18 protein-coding genes and 1 tRNA gene are annotated in these 17942 nt (G+C 64.0%); 9 read left to right on the forward strand and 10 right to left on the reverse strand.

Annotated elements, in window-relative coordinates; genetic code table 11:
* The first annotated feature begins 129 nt into the window (after positions 1-129).
* The 6 genes from ugpB (at position 130) to AAFG50_RS41735 (ending at position 5379) form a co-directional block, all read left to right on the forward strand.
* On the forward strand, positions 130-1446 hold the full coding sequence (gene ugpB / locus AAFG50_RS41710; protein WP_011083558.1) for a sn-glycerol-3-phosphate ABC transporter substrate-binding protein UgpB: 1317 nt from the start codon (positions 130-132) through the stop codon (positions 1444-1446).
* Positions 1447-1495: 49 nt separating this feature from the next.
* Positions 1496-2377, forward strand: a complete 882-nt coding sequence (ugpA, locus tag AAFG50_RS41715) for a sn-glycerol-3-phosphate ABC transporter permease UgpA (protein ID WP_028172488.1) — start codon at positions 1496-1498, stop codon at positions 2375-2377.
* Positions 2377-3225: a sn-glycerol-3-phosphate ABC transporter permease UgpE gene (gene ugpE, locus AAFG50_RS41720; protein ID WP_011083556.1), complete on the forward strand. Its 849-nt coding sequence runs from the start codon at positions 2377-2379 to the stop codon at positions 3223-3225. Before ugpA ends, ugpE begins: the two co-directional genes overlap by 1 nt.
* Positions 3226-3245: 20 nt before the next feature.
* The gene (locus tag AAFG50_RS41725; protein WP_028172487.1) at positions 3246-4331 is read left to right on the forward strand and encodes a sn-glycerol-3-phosphate import ATP-binding protein UgpC; all 1086 of its coding nucleotides are present in this window, start codon (positions 3246-3248) and stop codon (positions 4329-4331) included.
* Between the two features lie 298 nt (positions 4332-4629).
* Positions 4630-5055, forward strand: a complete 426-nt coding sequence (locus AAFG50_RS41730; protein WP_011083554.1) for an Hsp20 family protein — start codon at positions 4630-4632, stop codon at positions 5053-5055.
* A 51-nt stretch (positions 5056-5106) separates the two neighbouring features.
* Positions 5107-5379, forward strand: a complete 273-nt coding sequence (locus tag AAFG50_RS41735; RefSeq protein WP_011083553.1) for a DUF1150 domain-containing protein — start codon at positions 5107-5109, stop codon at positions 5377-5379.
* Positions 5380-5511: 132 nt separating this feature from the next.
* Here the strand turns inward: AAFG50_RS41735 and AAFG50_RS41740 are convergent, their stop codons facing one another.
* Positions 5512-6624, reverse strand: a complete 1113-nt coding sequence (locus AAFG50_RS41740; RefSeq protein WP_028172486.1) for a tetratricopeptide repeat protein — start codon at positions 6622-6624, stop codon at positions 5512-5514.
* A gap of 210 nt (positions 6625-6834) precedes the next feature.
* Between AAFG50_RS41740 and AAFG50_RS41745 the strand changes: the two genes are divergently transcribed.
* Positions 6835-7335 carry a GNAT family N-acetyltransferase gene (locus AAFG50_RS41745; RefSeq protein ID WP_231166755.1) on the forward strand — a complete coding sequence of 167 codons (501 nt, stop codon included), beginning with the start codon at positions 6835-6837 and terminating at the stop codon, positions 7333-7335.
* Between the two features lie 29 nt (positions 7336-7364).
* On the opposite strand, the gene ptsN is transcribed toward AAFG50_RS41745, so the two are convergent.
* From ptsN to AAFG50_RS41780, 7 genes are all read right to left on the reverse strand, one after another.
* Positions 7365-7826: a PTS IIA-like nitrogen regulatory protein PtsN gene (ptsN, locus tag AAFG50_RS41750; protein WP_011083550.1), complete on the reverse strand. Its 462-nt coding sequence runs from the start codon at positions 7824-7826 to the stop codon at positions 7365-7367.
* A gap of 222 nt (positions 7827-8048) precedes the next feature.
* Positions 8049-8660, reverse strand: coding sequence for a ribosome-associated translation inhibitor RaiA (raiA, locus tag AAFG50_RS41755; protein ID WP_011083549.1), 612 nt, complete (start codon positions 8658-8660; stop codon positions 8049-8051).
* Positions 8661-8816: 156 nt separating this feature from the next.
* Entirely contained in the window at positions 8817-10430 is a 1614-nt protein-coding gene (rpoN, locus tag AAFG50_RS41760; RefSeq protein WP_011083548.1) for an RNA polymerase factor sigma-54, read from the reverse strand.
* A gap of 91 nt (positions 10431-10521) precedes the next feature.
* Complete coding sequence (gene lptB, locus AAFG50_RS41765) at positions 10522-11520, reverse strand: LPS export ABC transporter ATP-binding protein (protein WP_011083547.1); 999 nt, start codon at positions 11518-11520, stop codon at positions 10522-10524.
* A 221-nt stretch (positions 11521-11741) separates the two neighbouring features.
* Positions 11742-12452, reverse strand: coding sequence for an LptA/OstA family protein (locus AAFG50_RS41770; protein WP_028172484.1), 711 nt, complete (start codon positions 12450-12452; stop codon positions 11742-11744).
* Between the two features lie 5 nt (positions 12453-12457).
* Entirely contained in the window at positions 12458-13192 is a 735-nt protein-coding gene (lptC, locus tag AAFG50_RS41775; protein WP_028172483.1) for an LPS export ABC transporter periplasmic protein LptC, read from the reverse strand.
* A 144-nt stretch (positions 13193-13336) separates the two neighbouring features.
* A complete protein-coding gene (locus AAFG50_RS41780; protein ID WP_011083544.1) occupies positions 13337-13951 on the reverse strand; it encodes a ribonuclease D in 615 nt (204 codons plus the stop codon).
* A 345-nt stretch (positions 13952-14296) separates the two neighbouring features.
* Between AAFG50_RS41780 and AAFG50_RS41785 the strand changes: the two genes are divergently transcribed.
* Positions 14297-15568, forward strand: a complete 1272-nt coding sequence (locus tag AAFG50_RS41785; protein ID WP_028172482.1) for an MFS transporter — start codon at positions 14297-14299, stop codon at positions 15566-15568.
* An 85-nt stretch (positions 15569-15653) separates the two neighbouring features.
* On the opposite strand, the gene AAFG50_RS41790 is transcribed toward AAFG50_RS41785, so the two are convergent.
* A tRNA-Leu gene (locus AAFG50_RS41790) sits at positions 15654-15740 on the reverse strand.
* A gap of 150 nt (positions 15741-15890) precedes the next feature.
* Here AAFG50_RS41790 and AAFG50_RS41795 point away from each other — a divergent pair.
* On the forward strand, positions 15891-16856 hold the full coding sequence (locus AAFG50_RS41795) for a complex I NDUFA9 subunit family protein (RefSeq protein WP_028172481.1): 966 nt from the start codon (positions 15891-15893) through the stop codon (positions 16854-16856).
* Positions 16857-17076: 220 nt separating this feature from the next.
* Here AAFG50_RS41795 and AAFG50_RS41800 read toward each other — a convergent pair whose 3' ends face one another.
* Positions 17077-17883: an undecaprenyl-diphosphate phosphatase gene (locus tag AAFG50_RS41800; protein ID WP_011083541.1), complete on the reverse strand. Its 807-nt coding sequence runs from the start codon at positions 17881-17883 to the stop codon at positions 17077-17079.
* Between the last annotated feature and the right edge of the window lie 59 nt (positions 17884-17942).

Here is a 17942-nt window from a genome sequence, read left to right on the forward strand (position 1 = left end):
GCCTATTTGACGGCTTCCCTTTTCCAGCGCTTGCCGCTTTCGTTTCGGCCGCTTACACAGTCATGTGAACGTCATATGGCGCTGCTAGCGCAAGCGCTTCTTTATTGACGGCCAAGGGAGGTTTTCTTGATGGCACTTCGACACTTTGGGGCGGCTGCCGCATTTGCAATCACGGTCGGCATGTCGGCCTCGCCGGCCCTGGCCGTGACCGAAATCCAGTGGTGGCACGCGATGACCGGCGCCAACAACGACGTCATCGTCAAGCTTGCCACCGACTTCAACGCGTCGCAGAGCGACTACAAGGTCATCCCGACCTACAAGGGCAACTATCCCGACACGATGAACGCGGGCATCGCCGCGTTCCGTGCCGGCAACGCGCCGCACATCATGCAGGTGTTCGAAGTCGGCACCGCGACCATGATGGCCGCGACCGGCGCCGTGAAGCCCGTCTACAAGCTGATGGCCGACGCCGGCGAGAAGTTCGATCCCAAGATCTATCTGCCCGCCATCACCGGCTACTACTCCACGTCGAAGGGCGAGATGCTGTCGTTCCCCTTCAACTCGTCCTCGACCGTGATGTGGGTCAACCTCGACGAGTTCAAGAAGGTCAACGCCGAGATCCCGAAGACCTGGCCCGAAGTGTTCGAGGTCGCCAAGAAGCTGCACGACAACGGTCATCCGACCTGCGGCTTCTCCGGCTCATGGATCACCTGGGTCAACCTCGAGCAGCTCTCCGCCTGGCACAACGTGCCGCTCTCGACCAAGGCGAACGGCCTCGACGGCTTCGACACCAAGCTCGAGTTCAACGGCCCGCTCCAGGTCAAGCATCTCGAGAAGCTGGTCGAACTTCAGAAGGACAAGACCTACGACTACGCCGGCCGCACCAACACCGGCGAAGGCCGCTTCACCTCGGGTGAGTGCGCGATCTACCTGACGTCGTCGGCCTTCTTCGGCAACGTCAAGGCACAGGCCAAGTTCAACTTCAACGCCGTGCCGATGCCCTATTATCCCGACGTCAAGGGCGCGCCGCAGAACTCGATCATCGGCGGCGCTTCGCTCTGGGTCATGGGCGGCAAGTCGGCCGAGGAATACAAGGGCGTCGCAAAATTCCTGACGTTCCTCTCCGACACCGATCGCCAGGTCTACATCCACAAGGCCTCCGGCTATCTGCCGATCACCAAGGCGGCCTATGAGAAGGCCAAGGCCGAGGGCTTCTACAAGGACCAGCCCTATCTCGAGACCCCGCTGCTCGAGCTGACCAACAAGGAGCCGACCGAGAACTCGCGCGGTCTGCGCCTCGGCAACATGGTGCAGCTGCGTGACGTCTGGTCGGAAGAGATCGAGCAGGCGCTGGCCGGCAAGAAGACCGCCAAGCAGGCGCTCGACGCCGCTGTCGAACGCGGCAACACGATGCTGCGGCAGTTCGAAAAGACCGCTGTGAAGTGAGGCATCGAAGCGGCAGGCCGCGACCCGGCCTGCCGCTTCTGCTGACATCATGCAAAAGCAAGCCATTTTCCAATCAAAGCTATTGCCTTACGCGCTGGTTGCGCCGCAGCTCGCGATCGTCCTGATTTTCTTCTACTGGCCGGCCCTGCAGGCGGTGATCCAGTCCTTCCTGCTCCAGGATGCCTTTGGCCTGTCGAGCACCTTTGTCTGGTTCGACAATTACATCGAGCTGTTCAGGGATCCCGCCTATTTCGAGGCGATCGTCCGGACGTTCTTCTTCTCGTTCGCGATCGCCGTGTCGTCGCTGTCGTTCGCGCTGCTGCTCGCCGTGATGGCCGACAAGCCGCTGCGCGGCTCGATGCTCTACCGCACGCTCCTGATCTGGCCCTATGCGGTCGCGCCGCCCGTGGTCGGCGTGCTCTGGATCTTCATGCTGCATCCCTCGCTTGGCGTGCTCTCGCGCTATCTGCGCGGCCTGGGCGTCGACTGGAATCCGCTGCTCGACGGCAACCAGGCCGCAGCGCTGATCATCCTCGCCGCCGCGTGGAAGCAGATCTCCTATAATTTCCTGTTCTTCCTCGCCGGCCTGCAAGCCATCCCGAAAAGCGTGTTCGAGGCCGCCGCGATCGACGGCGCGCGGCCGATGCGGCGGTTCTGGACCGTGACCTTCCCGCTGCTGTCGCCCACGATCTTCTTCCTGCTGGTCGTCAACATCGTCTACGCCTTCTTCGACACCTTCGGCATCATCGACACCATGACCCGCGGCGGGCCCGGAACATCGACGGTCACGCTGGTCTACAAGGTCTATTCCGACGGCCTGCTCGGCGGCAATCTCGGCAGCTCGGCGGCGCAATCGGTGATCCTGATGGTCATGGTCATCGTGCTGACGGGAATCCAGTTCCGCTTCGTCGAACGCAAGGTGACCTACTGATGGTCGAGGACGAGGGCATCAGGCGCTACGTCGCCCATTTCATTCTCTGGATCGGGATCGCGATCGTCGCATTCCCGGTCTACATCGCGATCGTCGCCTCGACCCAGGACAACGCACTGATCGCGAACGGGCAGATGTCGCTGCTGCCGGGCGGGCACTTCTTCGAGGTCTACTACCAGACCATCTTCGTCGGCACGAGCGGCTCGACCCGCGAGCCCGTCGGCAACATGATGCTCAATTCGCTGGTGATGGCGCTGGCGATCGCGATCGGCAAGATCGCGATCTCGATCATCTCGGCCTATGCGATCGTGTATTTCCGCTTTCCGTTCCGGATGCCGATCTTCTGGATCATCTTCATCACCCTGATGCTGCCGGTCGAGGTGCGCATCTATCCGACCTACAAGATCGTTGCCGATTTGCACATGCTCGACAGCTATGCCGGCCTGTCGCTGCCGCTGATCGCATCGGCCACCGCGACGCTGCTGTTCCGGCAGTTCTTCATGACCGTGCCGGACGAATTGCTGGAGGCCTCGCGCATCGACGGCGCCGGTCCCTTGCGCTTCTTCTGGGACACGCTGTTGCCGCTGTCGCGCACCAACATGGCGGCGCTGTTCGTGATCCTGTTCATCCTCGGCTGGAATCAATATCTCTGGCCGCTGCTCATCACCACCCGCGACGACATGCAGACCATCCAGGTCGGCATCCGCAAGATGATCACCACCACCGACGCGCTGACCGAATGGCCGATCGTGATGGCGACCGCCGTGCTGGCCATGCTGCCGCCGGTGTTCGTCGTCGTCGCCATGCAGAGACTGTTCGTGCGCGGCCTGGTCGAGACGGAAAAGTAGGTTCTTGGAAGTGAGTTTTCATGGCTAACGTCACCCTGCGCAATGTCCGCAAGACCTACACCGGCGGCTTCGAGGCCATCAAAGGCGTCAACGTCGATGTCGCCGACGGGCAGTTCTGCGTGCTGGTCGGCCCCTCCGGCTGCGGCAAGTCCACGCTGCTGCGCATGGTTGCGGGGCTCGAGACCGTCACCGGCGGCGAGATCGACATCGGCGGCCGCGTCGTCAACCAGATCGAGCCCGCCGATCGCGACATCGCGATGGTGTTCCAGAACTACGCGCTCTATCCGCATATGAGCGTCTACAACAACATGGCTTACGGCCTGCGCAACCGCGGCATGGCGGAAGCCGAGATCAAGACCCGCGTCGAGGAAGCCGCGCGCGTGCTCGAGCTCACCTCGATGCTGGAGCGCAAGCCGCGCCAGCTCTCCGGCGGCCAGCGCCAGCGCGTCGCGATGGGTCGCGCCATCGTGCGCCAGCCGAAGGTGTTTTTGTTCGACGAGCCGCTCTCGAACCTCGATGCCAAGCTGCGCATCGCGATGCGCGTCGAGATCCGCAAATTGCAGCGCCGGCTCAACACGACCTCGATCTACGTCACCCACGACCAGCTCGAGGCGATGACGCTCGCCGACGTTCTCGTCGTGATGAACGGCGGACAGGTCGAGCAGGTCGGCAATCCCCTGGCGATCTACGAGAAGCCGGCCACGACCTTCGTCGCCTCGTTCATCGGGGCACCGCCGATGAATCTGATGTCGACGCGCTCCGACGAGATCAAATCGCAGCTCGGTGGCAGTGCGACTGAGGCCGGCGTCCTCGGCATCCGCCCGGAGGATTTCGTCATCACCGACCAGACCCCGGCCGGCGGCGTCGCCCTGCCGCTCACCGTGGAAGCGATCGAGCGCGTCGGCGCCGAGACCTTCGTCTACGGTTCCCGCGAGCAGGAAGACCAGCGGGTCGCCGCCACGCCCGGCGAGCTGCCGCCCGGCGAGGTCATCGTCCGCATCCCCGGCACCGAGGCACCAGCGATCGGGGCAAGAATCCGGGTCGCCGCGATACGGCCGAAGCTGCACCTTTTCAGCGACGACGGGCGGACGCGGCTGGAGGCCTGAGCGGTTCCGCGGGGCCGCTCGATCAAAAACCGCGAAAACAACCCCATGCACAGTAGAAGGGGCCTGTTTTCATTGGGATAAATCGTCGGTCAGATTCGTCATGACCCGGGGCTGCTCCCGGCTACGATGATCCTGGAGCATCTATGCGATGTTGGGCCAGGCGCCGCTGGAAGCAATGAATCCACAGCCCAGCGCTACGTCCTTGAACCACCACGGGGATATGCCCATATTGCTGACCAAGGGGCGCCGCTTCCGGGCCCTGAAATGCCAAAGTCGCTTCGAGAGGACTTTGTAAACTATGTCTCGTGTTCCCACGCTTTCCAGTCCGTTCCTTCTGGGCTTCGACGAGATCGAGCGCGTGCTCGATCGGGTCGTCAAAGGCGCCGACGGTTACCCTCCCTACAATATCGAGAGGTGCGACCGGTCGGACGGCCAGCCCGAGCGTTTGCGCATCACGCTGGCGGTCGCCGGATTCACGCGCGACCAACTCGATGTAACCATTGAGGAAAACCAGCTCGTGATCCGCGGGCGGCAGCAGGACGACAAGACCCGGCAATACATCCATCGCGGCATCGCCGCGCGTCACTTCCAGCGCACCTTCGTGCTGGCGGAGGGGATGCTGGTGCTGGGTGCGGATCTGAAGAACGGGTTGTTGTCGATCGACCTGGCCCGGCCTGAACCGGAGAGGATCGTTAAGACAATCGCTATCAATGAGCACGAATAATGGAACGAGTAGCGGACTCGACCGCTTAGTTTCTGTGAAGGAGTCGAGACCATGAGTGAAGGTCACGTTGCGTTCGAATACGAAGCCAAGAACGTCTCTCCGGAGACGCTGGCAACCCTCGGCGAAGGCCATATCGCCTATGTGAAGCAGATCCGCTCCGAGGACGTGCCTGGGCTGTTCCCCGAGGCTCCGAAGATTGCGCCCGGCCTGAAGCTCTTCGCGCTCCACGCCGCCGATGGCACGCCAATCATGCTGACCGACAGCCGCGAAGCCGCGGTCGCCAACGCCTGGAGCAACGAGCTGCAAGCCGTCAGCGTGCACTGAGCGCACGCGCGTCGCACGAATAGGATTTCAGCGGGCATGCCTTCGCACGAAGGCGTGCCCGTTTCTATTTGGGCGACAGATCGCCTGCACTCTCGCAATGACGGAGTGTGAGGCTACTGCCCTACCCACGCGTCATTTCAGAAAGCCAAGCCCTTCGCGCGCCGTGTCGGTGGCCCATTTGTCGGTCGGCGGCAGCGCGAGCACGCTGTTGAAATCCGCGCGCGCATGTTTGGCGTCGGACATCTTCATGTAGAGGATGCCGCGATTGACCAAAGCGACCTGATTGCCGGGATCGAGCCGGATTGCCTCGTTGTAGTCGGCGAGCGCGCGATCATGCTGTCCCATGTCGCGAAACGCAGCGGCGCGATTGTTGTAGGCCGTCGAATTGCCGGGCTGAAGCCTGATCGCTTCGTCGAAATCGGCGATGGCATGTTTGTCGTCGCCCTTCTTGTGCCAGGCGACGGCGCGCGCCAGATAGGCCTTCACGAAAGCCGGAGCGATCCGTGTGACTTCGTCAAACTCCCGGATGGCCCCATCGGGGTCGTCCTTTTTCAGGAGGACGACGGCCCGGCAATAATGGCCGCCGGCACTCCCGGGCTCCAGACGGACCGCGCTGTTGCAGTCGTCGAGAGCCTCGTCGATCTCGCCTTTGTCGAAATGGACGGCGCTTCGCAGCTCGTAGGGCCACGCGGCCGCGGGATTCCGCTGCATGGCCTCGGTGTAATCGGCGACGGCGTGATCGGTGTCGCCCTTCGCCGCATACGCCTCCCCTCTCATGACAGTCGCAAAATAGGCTTGTTTGGGATTGCGTTCGATCGCCTCGGTGAACCCGGCGATCGCGAGATCGAAGTCGCGCCTGTTGAAATATTCCTGCGCCCGCGATGTGTAAGACGGTCCGTAGCCGGGATCGAGGCGAATGGCCTCGTTGTAATCGGCCAAAGCGTGATCCCGATCGCCTTTGGCAGAATAGGCGCGACCGCGGCAGTTATAGGCCCGCCCGAAATTCGGATCGATCCGTATCGCAGCGCTGCAGTCCTCGAAGGCGCGGTCCTTGTCCCGCTTCATGTACCAGGCTTCGCCACGCAGCTCGTAAGCGACCGCATTGGTCGGGTCGGCTACAATGATCTCGGTCTTTTCCGCGATGACGCGGTCGTTGGATGCCTCGTCGGCATGGGCCACGGCCGTGGCGGCGATGGTGACCGAGCAAAGCAGACCGAAGACCCGGCCGATCGAACCGCAAACCATATCTCAAAACTCCTGCGCCGAAGCCGTGCCGGTCGCCGGTGGATATGGTGACGAAATATCACAGTGCCCGGCTGCGAAATAAGTCGCAGACGGCGCGGCTTCGGTTCGAACGGGTGAGGGTTACGCCGCAGGCGCCGCCACAGGTTCGGGCAAGCAAACCTGTGCCGGTTTTGCTTTGCATCTCGCGGCTGGTAGATCGTCGCCATGAACATGATCGCCCCCGTCCCGGTTACCAAATTCGAGATTTCGTCCGGCACACCGCTTTGTGACGCCCTGCTTGCGCTCAACAACAGCCACGCAGAGGAGTTGTCATGGCTCGAACGCGAGCGGCTGCAAGACCTCGTCGCGCAAGCCTTCTACGCCCGCAGGATCGGCAATCTCGATGCTTTCATGATCGCATTGGACCAAGACGGACAATACGACAGCCCGAACTTCCTGTGGTTTCGATCCCGCTACGCGCGCTTTGTCTATGTCGACCGGATCGTGGTCGCAGCTTCCGCTCGAGGCATGGGATGCGCGCGCCGGCTTTATGCCGATCTGTTCGATCGCGCGGCCGAGGCCGGGTACGATCGCATTGTCTGCGAAGTTAACCAGCAGCCTCCGAATCCGGCGTCGGATGCCTTTCACGCTGCATTGGGATTTGCCGAGGTCGGCCGCGCAAGCATCCACAAGGGCAGCAAAACGGTACGCTATCTGTCGCGCACCCTCTAAACGCACTCAAGAAAGCAGATCGGGCGGCCTTAGGCCGCCGTCGCCGGCGGCAGCGCGAGCACGGAGTAGATCGCCTGGGCATCGCGCGAGGCGCGCAGCTTCTTGGCGATGTCCTGGTCGCGCAAGAGGCGGGCGATACGGGCGAGCGCCTTGAGATGATCGGCGCCGGCGCCTTCGGGGGCGAGCAGCAGGAAGACGAGATCGACCGGCTGGCCGTCCATCGACTCGAAATCGATCGGGCGATCGAGGCGCGCGAACAGGCCGAAGATCTTTTCCAGCTTGGGCAGCTTGCCGTGGGGAATGGCGACGCCATAGCCGACCGCGGTGGTGCCGAGCTTCTCCCGCTGCAGCAGCACCTCGAACACGGCGCGCTCGTTCTGCCCGGTCAGCTCGGCAGCCTTGGCAGCGAGCTCCTGCAAGGCCTGCTTCTTGCTGTTGACCTTCAATGCCGGGAGAATCGCCTCGGGTGCGACCAGATCGGTAATCGGCATGGAGGGTTTCCGAGGTGAATTAAACCGTCAGGTTCCGAATTGGCCAGCTTGGAGAGAAACCACGCCGGGCCGGCGTCAAGAAGGTGAAGCAGGAGGGGGACTTAGCCCCGGTCCTGATGTGGGGCGCTTCTACTCCAACCCAATCCCGGTGCCAACTCCTGCGTGCGGCTTTGCCCCGGTCATTGTTAAGGCCTGCGGATCGTACGGGGCCCGAATCCGGCCCTAACCGCCCGCTTTGCCATCTGCCTTGCCTCCGGGCGGGTCGACCCAGCCCACATTGCCGTCGGCCCGGCGGTAAATGATGTTCACCCGGCCGCTGGAGCCATGCTGGAACACCAGGCAGGGTGCCCCGCTGAGGTCGAGTTCCATGACGGCTTCGCTGACCGACAGCTGCTTCAGCGAGGTGGTTGCCTCGGCGATGATCACCGGGCTGTAGCCGGTGACCTCGTCCTCGTCCTCACCCTCGCCCGGCGCCTCCAGCACGTAGCTGGTGGCGTCCATGGCCGCGAGAGCGGCGGAGGCGACATGGGCCTTGCGGGCCGAGCGGTCCTTGAGCCGGCTCTTGTAGCGCTTGAGCCGCTTCTCGATCATCACGAGCGCCTGGTCGGCGCTGGCATAGGCGTCCGGCGCGTTCGAATCGGCCTCCAGCGTAATTCCCGAATCGAGATGCAGCGCGCAATCGGTCCGGAAGCCGAAGCCATCCTTGCTCAGCGTGATGTGGCCGGAATAATTGCCGTCGAAATATTTGCGCAGGACCTCTTCGGTCCGGTCGGAAACGCGGCCGCGCAGGGCCTCGCCGACACTGACGCTCTTTCCCGAAATGCGGAGAGTCATGTGAACCTCACCTGGTTAGGTTCTTGTCTGCGCGTGATCCATGCGGACAACCGCTGCACACCTGGCGCTGGCGCGGCCCTCCGGGTCCGGATCATGCGCGCGCATGGATCGGTCTCGATGGGAGATTGAGAGTAGCGCGATTTGGCGCCAGCGCAATCAGGCCGGCTCGGGGTTGCGGGAGCGATCGGACATTGCGGTAGAGAGGACGTTACCAAGAGCGCTCTGCTTGTCGCGGCGACGTTGCACCGAGGAAGGAATGCGCATGGCTTCGCGGTACTTCGCGACCGTGCGGCGGGCAATATCAATGCCCGAGGCGCGTAACCGTTCCACGATGGTATCATCCGACAGGATCGCGGCCGGCGCTTCCGAATCGATCAGCTGCTTGATGTGGTGGCGCACGGCTTCGGCCGAATGCGCCTCGCCGCCGTCGGCCGAGGCGATCGAGGCGGTGAAGAAATATTTCAGCTCGAACGTGCCGCGATTGGTCGCCATGTATTTGTTGGCAGTGACGCGCGACACCGTGGATTCATGCATCTGGATGGCGTCGGCGACGGCCTTCAGGTTCAGCGGCCGTAGGTGCGCGACGCCATGGGTGAAGAAGCCGTCCTGCTGGCGCACGATCTCGGTTGCAACTTTCAGGATGGTGCGGGCACGCTGGTCGAGCGCGCGCACGAGCCAGGTCGCGTTCTGGAGCGCGTCGGTGAAATAGGACTTGTCGCCGTCCTTGCCGATCTTCTTCGACAGCTCGGAATAGTAGGTCTGGTTGACCAGCACGCGCGGCAAGGTGTCGCTGTTGAGCTCGACATGCCAGCCGCCGTCCGGACCCGGACGGACATAGACATCGGGCACCATGGTCTGGAGCCGCGCCGCGCCGAATTTCATGCCGGGCTTGGGGTTGAGACGGCGGATCTCGCCGATCATGTCGGCGATGTCCTCGTCGTCGACGCCGCAAACCTTGCGCAAGCCCGCGATGTCGCGCTTGGCGAGAAGATCGAGATGCTCGACCAGCGCCTGCATCGCCGGGTCGTAGCGGTCGAGCTCGCGGAGCTGGATCGCCAGGCATTCGCTCAAATTGCGCGCGCAGACGCCGGGCGGATCGAATTTTTGCAGCACGGCCAGGACGTCCTCGACCTCCTGCTGCGAGGCGCCAAGTCGCTCGGCGGCCTGGCCGAGATCCGGCGGCAGATAGCCGGCCTCGTCGACGAGATCGATCAGGTACTGGCCGATCATGCGCTGCGCGGGCGCGGTGAATGCGACCGAGAGCTGCTCGGCGAGATGATCGCCGAGCGTGACCTCGGCGGCGACGAACGCCTCGAGATTGTAGTCCTCGTCGCCGGAGGCGCCGCCGCCCCATTCCGTGTAGGTGGTCGGCGCGGCGTCCTGGGCGTTGCGCGCCGCGGCCTCGGCCGGCTCCTCGGAGAAGACGTTGTCCAGGCCCGTGTCCAGGGTCTGCTCGATCTCGGCGCGGGTGCCGAGATCCTTGCTCATCCATTCTTCCTGGCCCGGCTCGAACGCCTCGCCCGGACCGCCGCCCGGCTCGTCGTTGTGGCCGCCGTCGGAATCGCTGAACTGGCCGGCCTCGGCCGGGGCTTCGCCGCCGGAGGCCTCGTCATTGGCCCGCTCCAGCAGCGGATTACGCTCGAGTTCCTCTTCCACGAAGGTCGTGAGATCGAGATTGGACAATTGCAGCAGCTTGATCGCCTGCATCAGCTGCGGCGTCATGACCAGCGACTGCGATTGCCGGAACTCTAATCTCTGCGTGAGCGCCATGAAGCAAGAACCGATCCCAAAAAGTTGGTCCGATTTTTGCTTATCCTAGTCTGAGCCTGATGTACACGTCTTGACGTAGCGCAAAAACAGGCTAGAGGCGGAATTCCTCGCCAAGGTAAAGGCGGCGAACATCCGGATCGGCGACGATCTCATCCGGGCTGCCCTCGGTCAAGATTTCCCCGGCATAGACGATATAGGCACGGTCGGTGAGGCCGAGCGTCTCGCGCACATTGTGGTCGGTGATGAGCACGCCGATGCCGCGATTGGTGAGATGGCGGACGAGATCCTGGATGTCGCCGACCGCGATCGGATCGATGCCGGCGAAGGGCTCGTCGAGCAGCATGTAGTTCGGACGCGTCGCCAGCGCGCGCGCGATCTCGACGCGGCGCCGCTCGCCGCCGGACAACGCGATCGACGGTGATTTGCGCAGGCGCGTGATGTTGAATTCGTCGAGCAGCGAGTCGAGCTGCTGCTCGCGCTTCTTGCGCGAAGGCTCGACCACTTCGAGCACGGCGCGGATATTCTGCTCGACGGTGAGGCCGCGGAAGATCGAGGCTTCCTGCGGCAGATAGCCGATGCCGAGCCGCGCGCGCTGATACATCGGCAGCTTGGTGACGTCGTGGCCGTCGAGCTCGATCGCGCCGCGATCGGCCTTGATCAGGCCGGTGATCATGTAGAACACGGTGGTCTTGCCGGCGCCGTTCGGACCGAGCAGGCCGACCGCCTCGCCGCGGCGCACATAGATGCTGACGCCGCGCACCACCTGGCGGCTGCCGAAGGCCTTTTCCACGCTATGCACAGCCAGGAAGCCCGGCCGCTTCAGAAGCTGCGGCCCGCCGGCGCCGTTCGGCCTTGCGGCGGCCCTGACCGGGTGGACCGCCTGCGCCCGCGGCGGCTCGGTTTGATAATCGGCCTGAAAGTGGTCGGGCGCGTGCATCGGCTGGTCCCGGGCGATCGGCGGCGCGTCGCGCACGGGGCTCGCCACCAGCCCGCCGACGCTGTCACCGAGCGCGGTGATGTCCTGACGCGCAAATCCTGGCCGGCCGCGCTTGGCGGGGCGCCGACGGAACATGCTGAAAAGATCGACCATCCCCGCCTTCTAGCCTCGCGCAGTTTTTGCGCGGTCTTCGCGCGATCTGCCGCGGCGGCGTTACGATTCGCCGACGCAGCATGGGTGAAGGGATGTCTCATGCCCAGTGAAACACGCCCGGTAAGCGGAGGACCCCGCTTCGAAAGCCCTGCGCGCTAGATACAGTCTCGCCGGGCAAGCTTCAACCTCGGATCGGGAGCGCCCGACACAAGCTGTTGAATTTACTTTGGTTTAGTTGCGCCCGGCAGTTGCAGGGCTGGACCTGAGCCAGGGCCCGCCTGCGTTCCGCACTTGCTGTTCTGGTCGAACAGGCCCCGTACCTTGCCGCTGTCCGACTCCACCCGCGAGACGCCTGTGGTCATGTCGACCACCAATCGGTCACCCTGTAGCACGTTCTTGCACTGCGTCAGGACCACCTGACCCGTGCCGCCGAGCATGGTGATGAGGTTGGTCTTGGTGTCGAACACGGCGGTGTCGCCTGTGACCACCTGGTCCTTCTGGGTGACCACGACATTGCCGCGCGCCTCCAGCCGCTTGATCGAGGAACTGCCGCCCGGGCCCGGCGTCGCCGACTGCATCGGGGCCGCCTTGGCCCCCTTCGCCGCGGGCTGCGGCGTCGCCGGCTTGTCGCCGCCGGATTCGTAGAACACCACCAGCGTCTTCGAGGTCATGGTGGTGTCGCCCTGGATGACCTTCACGTTGCCAGCGAAGGTCGCCTCCTTCTTCTTGTCGCGCATCTCGAGCGAAGCGGCCTCGATCTGGATCGGCTGATCGCGGTTCTGCGAGAAGCCCTGCATCGCATTCGGCACGCCTTGCATCGTGCTCTGTGCGATCGCCGCGCCCGTTGCCATCAGCGCGACAGTGGCGGCAAGCGCGGCCGCACCGATGGCGGCGCACCGTTTGCTGTCGTTGCGCGGGAAAAACCTGATCATGAAAATCACTTTGAATTGGCGGACTTGTTCTGCGGCGTACGTGTCTTCACCGGCGGCGCCGGCTCGGCCGGCGCGGGCTGAGCAGCGGCGGGGTCATCCAGCTTGTCCAGATGCATCACCACATTGCCCTCGAAGCGGATGAGATCTCCGCCTTCCGTGATGCGCAGCCGATCCGCGGTCAGCGTGCCGTTGGTCAGCTTGACGTCGACACGTTCGTCCGACGAGACCGTGCCCTTGCCCATGTCGACGAAGGCCGAGTTCAGCCGCGCCTCATAGCCGGTCGAGGTGCGCAGGAAGATGTCCTTGTGCAGGTCGAGCTGCTGCTGCTTGTTGTCGAAGCGGCCGGTGCGGGCATCAAGGAACAGGGTCGATTGATCTTCCATCAGGACCTTTGCGCGAAGGTCCGAGAGATCGACATGGTCGGGGTCGGTGATGTCCTGCGTCGCGGTCTTGGCCCAGAGCTCGTACGGCCGCCGGTCCGGCGTGTAGCCGGCGAGGTGCGGCGATTCCATCGTGATCTTGGTGCCCGATACCACCAGGTTTCCGGAATCGAGCGGCAGCTTCGGCAACAGCATGCGAAATGGATTGAAGATCGAGACGCCGACGATGGCGGCCAGGGACAACAGCACCGCGCCCGGGACCGCGACGCGCAGAATCCGCACCAGGCGGCTGTGGCGCGCCGCGCTGGCAAACTTCGCCGCAAGCGCGGCGTCGTAGGTGGGATTCTGGGCCGAATTCACCTGGGCTCCTGAGGTGTCGCTCGCCTGGTCCGGTCAAGTGCGCGCCATTGTACCCGGCGCCGCCTGAATATGCAGCCTCGGACAGGCCGATACGAAAGTGTCCGAAACGGGGCGATTGGCCCAACCTAGCCGCCCGTCGAGGTGTCAGGAATGCGCGAAAATGTCCTCTTCCGCCCAGCCCTGGAGGTCGAGCAAGGCGCGGGTCGGCAGGAAGTCGAAGCAGGCCTTGGCCAGCCCCGTGCGGCCTTCCCGCACCAGCATGGCGTCGAGCCGCTCGCGCAGGGCGTGCAGGTGCAGCACGTCGGAGGCGGCATAGGCGAGCTGCGGCTCGGTCAGGCTGTCGGAGCCCCAGTCGCTGGATTGCTGCTGCTTGGAGAGGTCGACATTGAGCACCTCGCGCACGAGGTCCTTGAGGCCGTGGCGGTCGGTATAGGTGCGGGTCAGGCGGGAGGCGATCTTGGTGCAATAGATCGGCCCGGTCATAACGCCGAAGCTCTGGTACAGCACCGCGACGTCGAACCGCGCGAAGTGGAAGATCTTGGTGATTGCGGGATTGGCCAAGAGCGCCTTCAGGTTCGGCGCGTCGGTGTGGCCCTTGGGGATCTGCACGACGTCGGCACTGCCGTCGCCGGGCGAGAGCTGCACCACGCAGAGCCGGTCGCGGTGCGGGTTCAGCCCCATGGTCTCGGTGTCGATCGCCACCGCTCCGGTGTAGCGGGACAGGTCGGGCAGGTCGCCGCGGTGCAGGCGTACGGTCATGGCGTTTCAAAACCTCGGGTCGAATCGGTCTGTCGGCACAATAGGCTAATTCGGATTGCCCGCGATGTAGCCATTGCGGGCCGTCCGCGCAACCGCGGTCATGCCCTCGCGGGGCCGGGCAGATCACCGCCATGCAGCTGGCGGCAGGTGCGTGGCACGCGATCAAGGTTGCGAGCGGAGATGGAGGGCTTCCGGCCCCCGGGCTGTTGCATGGATCCCACAACCCGGCGCGAGCTTCATGGTCCGGCACAACTTGCGTCATGCGCCCCGTGAAAATCGTCCCCACCCACCCCATCTGTTGCCGATCCCCCGCGCCCTTGCCCCGCTCATCACCAATGAGATGTCATGACCGAACAGACGTTAGCTGCGCCTATCGACGATCAACAGGACCGCCAGCGCGGCTTTTCGCGCTACCAAGCGCTCCTCATCGCGCTGCTCGCGTTCACGCAGTTCACGATCATCCTCGATTTCATCATCATGTCGCCGCTTGGCGCCATCCTGATGCCCGCGCTCGACATCACGGCCACCCAATTCGGCGTCGCGGTGTCGGCCTACGCATTCAGCGCGGGACTGTCGGGTATTTTGGCCGCCGGCTTTGCCGACCGCTTCGACCGCAAGCGCCTGCTGCTGTTCTTCTATGTCGGCTTCACGCTCGGCACCCTGCTCTGCGCAATGGCACAGACCTACCATGTGCTGCTGCTCGGCAGGATCGTGACCGGATTGTTCGGCGGCGTGATCGGCTCGGTCGTGCTGGCCATCATCACCGACCTGTTCCCGCTGCATTTGCGCGGCCGCGTGATGGGATTCGTCCAGACGGCGTTCGCCGCGAGCCAGGTGCTCGGCATTCCGGCCGGGCTGTTTCTCGCCAATCACTGGAACTGGCATGTCTGCTTCGCCGCGATCGTCGGCCTGTCGATCGCGGCGATCGCCATCATTGCCTTCGCCATGGAGCCGGTCGACGCGCATCTGCGGCTGAAGCAGGACAAGAACCCGTTCCACCATCTGATCGCGACCGTCGGACAGACGCGCTACACGCTGGCCTTCGCGGTCACGACATTGCTGGCGACGGGCGGGTACATGCTGATGCCGTTCTCCAGCGCCTACACCGTGAACAATCTCGGCATCGACATGCTGCATTTGCCGACGATCTATCTCGTCTCCGGCCTGTTCAGCATCGTCACGGGGCCGCTGGTCGGCAGGGCGAGCGACGCGTTCGGCAAATATCCGACGTTTGTCTTCGGCAGCGTGGTGTCTGTCATCATGGTGCTGATCTACACCCATCTCGGCCACGTCTCGCTCGCGACCGCGATCCTCGTCAACGTCCTGATGTTCGTCGGCATCTTCTCGCGCATGATCCCGTCGCAGGCGCTGATGTCGGCGATCCCCGACCCCAGCCAGCGCGGCTCGTTCAGCGCGATCAGCGCCTCACTCCAGCAGCTCTCCGGCGGGCTCGGTTCGATGCTCGCCGGCGCGATCATCGCGCAAGCGCCTGACGGCTCGCTGATCCATTTCGACCGGATCGGCTACGTCGTCGTCGCATCGGCGATGGTGTCGCTGGTCGCGATGTATTTTGTGCAGAAGGCGGTGGCGGAGAGGGCTGGGAAAAGGGTGGTCTGAGGGCGGGCGGATTTGTCCCCTAGGGATCTTCGCGACGGCGACGCAGACCGGGAGCGACCCCATTTTGGGTCCAGATCCCGCAAAATGGTGCCCAGGAAAGGACTCGAACCTTCACGGCCGTTAAGCCACTGGCACCTGAAGCCAGCGCGTCTACCAATTCCACCACCTGGGCATGCCGTTTGGGGCACGGAGGCGGTTACTACGGTTCGGTGACGCCGTTGTCAATTCATGCTTGAGCCATGTTTCGGCTTGCGGATTGCGCATCGCAAACCGGCCCGATACAAGCCTCGTCAGGCGCACTCTCCCTCAGGAAAAGATCCCCATGGCATCGAATCTGGAAACTCTCGTCACGGTTTTCGGCGGATCGGGGTTTTTGGGCCGGAATGTCGTCCGGGCGCTGTGCAAGCGCGATTACCGGGTCCGGGTCGCGGTGCGGCGGCCGGAACTGGCTGGATACCTCCAGCCCTCCGGCAAGGTCGGGCAGGTCCATGTGGTGCAGGCCAACCTGCGCTACCCCGCCTCGGTCGAGGCGGCGCTGCGTGATTCGGATGTCGTGATCAACCTGGTCGGCATCCTCACCGAGAGTGGCAAACAGAGCTTCGACGCGGTCCAGGCCAAGGGCGCCGAGACGGTCGCCAAGGCGGCGGCCGCCGTAGGGGCCCGCCTGGTGCATGTCTCGGCGATCGGCGCCGACGCGGAATCGCCCTCGCGCTACGCCAAGGCCAAGGCGGCCGGCGAGGCGGCGGTCCTGGCCGCGGTGCCGTCGGCCACGATCTTCCGTCCCTCAGTGATGTTCGGCCCCGAGGACCAGTTCACCAACCGCTTTGCGGCGCTGGCCCGGATGTCGCCGGTGCTGCCGCTGATCGGCGGCGAGACGAAGATGCAGCCGGTCTATGTCGGCGATGTCGCCACCGCGATCGCGGATGCGGTCGACGGCAAGGCCAAGGCGGGCGCAACCTACGAGCTCGGCGGGCCGGAGGTGCTGACCATGCGCGAGATCATCGAGGCCATCCTCGAGATCACCGCTCGCAAGCCGACGCTGGTGCCGTTGCCGTTTGGGCTTGCCCGCTTCCAGGCCAACTTCCTGCAATTCGCGCCGGGCGCGTTCAAGCTGACGCCCGACCAGGTCACGCTGCTCGAGCGCGACAATGTCGTGTCGGATGCGGCGAAGGCGGCTGGGCTGACGCTGGAAGGCCTCGGCATCACGGCGGATTCGCTGGAAGCGATCGCTCCGCAATATCTCTGGCGCTTCCGCGCCGCCGGGCAGTTCCAGCGCATGAGCATTTGAGCCCCGCTTAGGCCGCGGGCTCGGTTAACCTCTCCCGCTCGCGGGAGAGGTCGGCGCGTTCCGGGCGATGCGAAGCATCGTCCCGCGCGCCGGTGAGGGCTTTCTCGTCATCGGGAGTCTCTCTGCGGAGAGACCCTCTCCCCAGCCCTCTCCCGCAAGCGGGAGAGGGAGCGCACCGTCCTTGCGGCAAGGACCGGCGCCGTCAGCAAGCTTTCGAGAGTTATCGCCCCAACGCCAGCGCGATCAGGCCGAGCGTGCCGACGATGACGCGCCACCAGGCGAACACCACGAAGCCGTGGCGGGTGACGTATGTCAAAAACGTCTTCACCACGATGACCGCGGTGATGAACGACACCACGAAGCCGATCGCGACGATGCCCATGTGGTCCATCGTCATCTCGGAGCGGTTCTTGTAGAAGTCATAGGCGAAAGCGCCGATCATGGTGGGGATCGCGAGGAAGAACGAGAACTCCGCCGCCGCGCGCTTGTCCGCGCCCAGCAGCATGGCGGCGACGATGCTGGCGCCGGAGCGCGATACGCCCGGGATCATCGCCACGCACTGCGCGATGCCGATATAGAGATACATCAGCAGCGGAAACCGGGTGGCGTCATGCTCGCGCGGCTTGAGGTCGAGCTTGTCGACCCAGAGCAGGATGGCGCCGCCGACGATCAGCGTGAAGCACACGACCCACGGGTTGAACAGCACACTCTTGATGTACTTGCCGGCGACGAGGCCGACCACGACAGCCGGCAGGAACGCCACCAGCACGCCGATCACGAAACGGCGCGAATAGGTGTCGCCCGTGAAGAAGCCGATCACGACATCCCACAGCTTCTTGAAGTACAGCCCGACGATCGCGAGGATCGCACCGAGCTGGATCAGAACCGTAAACGAATCCCAGAAGGCGCCTTCGCCGAGATGGAAGAAGCGCTCCGCAAGCAGGAGGTGGCCGGTCGAGGAAACGGGAAGGAACTCGGTCACACCCTCGATGATGCCGAGGATCACTGCCCGTATTGCATCTGACATATTTACGGTCCATTTCCGCTGGAAAAGCGGGGTTCTTCTCGCCTATTCGCCTTCATGCT

The organism is Bradyrhizobium sp. B039 (assembly GCF_038965675.1).
GTDB classification, from domain to species: Bacteria; Pseudomonadota; Alphaproteobacteria; order Rhizobiales; family Xanthobacteraceae; genus Bradyrhizobium; species Bradyrhizobium diazoefficiens.

What these genes read in the sequence shown, in the direction of transcription:
- ugpB (WP_011083558.1), top strand. Translation starts at nt 130, where the DNA reads ATGGCACTTCGACACTTTGGGGCGGCTGCCGCATTTGCAATCACGGTC.
- ugpA (WP_028172488.1), top strand. Translation starts at nt 1,496, where the DNA reads ATGCAAAAGCAAGCCATTTTCCAATCAAAGCTATTGCCTTACGCGCTG.
- ugpE (WP_011083556.1), top strand. Translation starts at nt 2,377, where the DNA reads ATGGTCGAGGACGAGGGCATCAGGCGCTACGTCGCCCATTTCATTCTC.
- AAFG50_RS41725 (WP_028172487.1), top strand. Translation starts at nt 3,246, where the DNA reads ATGGCTAACGTCACCCTGCGCAATGTCCGCAAGACCTACACCGGCGGC.
- AAFG50_RS41730 (WP_011083554.1), top strand. Translation starts at nt 4,630, where the DNA reads ATGTCTCGTGTTCCCACGCTTTCCAGTCCGTTCCTTCTGGGCTTCGAC.
- AAFG50_RS41735 (WP_011083553.1), top strand. Translation starts at nt 5,107, where the DNA reads ATGAGTGAAGGTCACGTTGCGTTCGAATACGAAGCCAAGAACGTCTCT.
- AAFG50_RS41740 (WP_028172486.1), bottom strand. Translation starts at nt 6,624, where the DNA reads ATGGTTTGCGGTTCGATCGGCCGGGTCTTCGGTCTGCTTTGCTCGGTC.
- AAFG50_RS41745 (WP_231166755.1), top strand. Translation starts at nt 6,835, where the DNA reads ATGATCGCCCCCGTCCCGGTTACCAAATTCGAGATTTCGTCCGGCACA.
- ptsN (WP_011083550.1), bottom strand. Translation starts at nt 7,826, where the DNA reads ATGCCGATTACCGATCTGGTCGCACCCGAGGCGATTCTCCCGGCATTG.
- raiA (WP_011083549.1), bottom strand. Translation starts at nt 8,660, where the DNA reads ATGACTCTCCGCATTTCGGGAAAGAGCGTCAGTGTCGGCGAGGCCCTG.
- rpoN (WP_011083548.1), bottom strand. Translation starts at nt 10,430, where the DNA reads ATGGCGCTCACGCAGAGATTAGAGTTCCGGCAATCGCAGTCGCTGGTC.
- lptB (WP_011083547.1), bottom strand. Translation starts at nt 11,520, where the DNA reads ATGGTCGATCTTTTCAGCATGTTCCGTCGGCGCCCCGCCAAGCGCGGC.
- AAFG50_RS41770 (WP_028172484.1), bottom strand. Translation starts at nt 12,452, where the DNA reads ATGATCAGGTTTTTCCCGCGCAACGACAGCAAACGGTGCGCCGCCATC.
- AAFG50_RS41780 (WP_011083544.1), bottom strand. Translation starts at nt 13,951, where the DNA reads ATGACCGTACGCCTGCACCGCGGCGACCTGCCCGACCTGTCCCGCTAC.
- AAFG50_RS41785 (WP_028172482.1), top strand. Translation starts at nt 14,297, where the DNA reads ATGACCGAACAGACGTTAGCTGCGCCTATCGACGATCAACAGGACCGC.
- AAFG50_RS41795 (WP_028172481.1), top strand. Translation starts at nt 15,891, where the DNA reads ATGGCATCGAATCTGGAAACTCTCGTCACGGTTTTCGGCGGATCGGGG.
- AAFG50_RS41800 (WP_011083541.1), bottom strand. Translation starts at nt 17,883, where the DNA reads ATGTCAGATGCAATACGGGCAGTGATCCTCGGCATCATCGAGGGTGTG.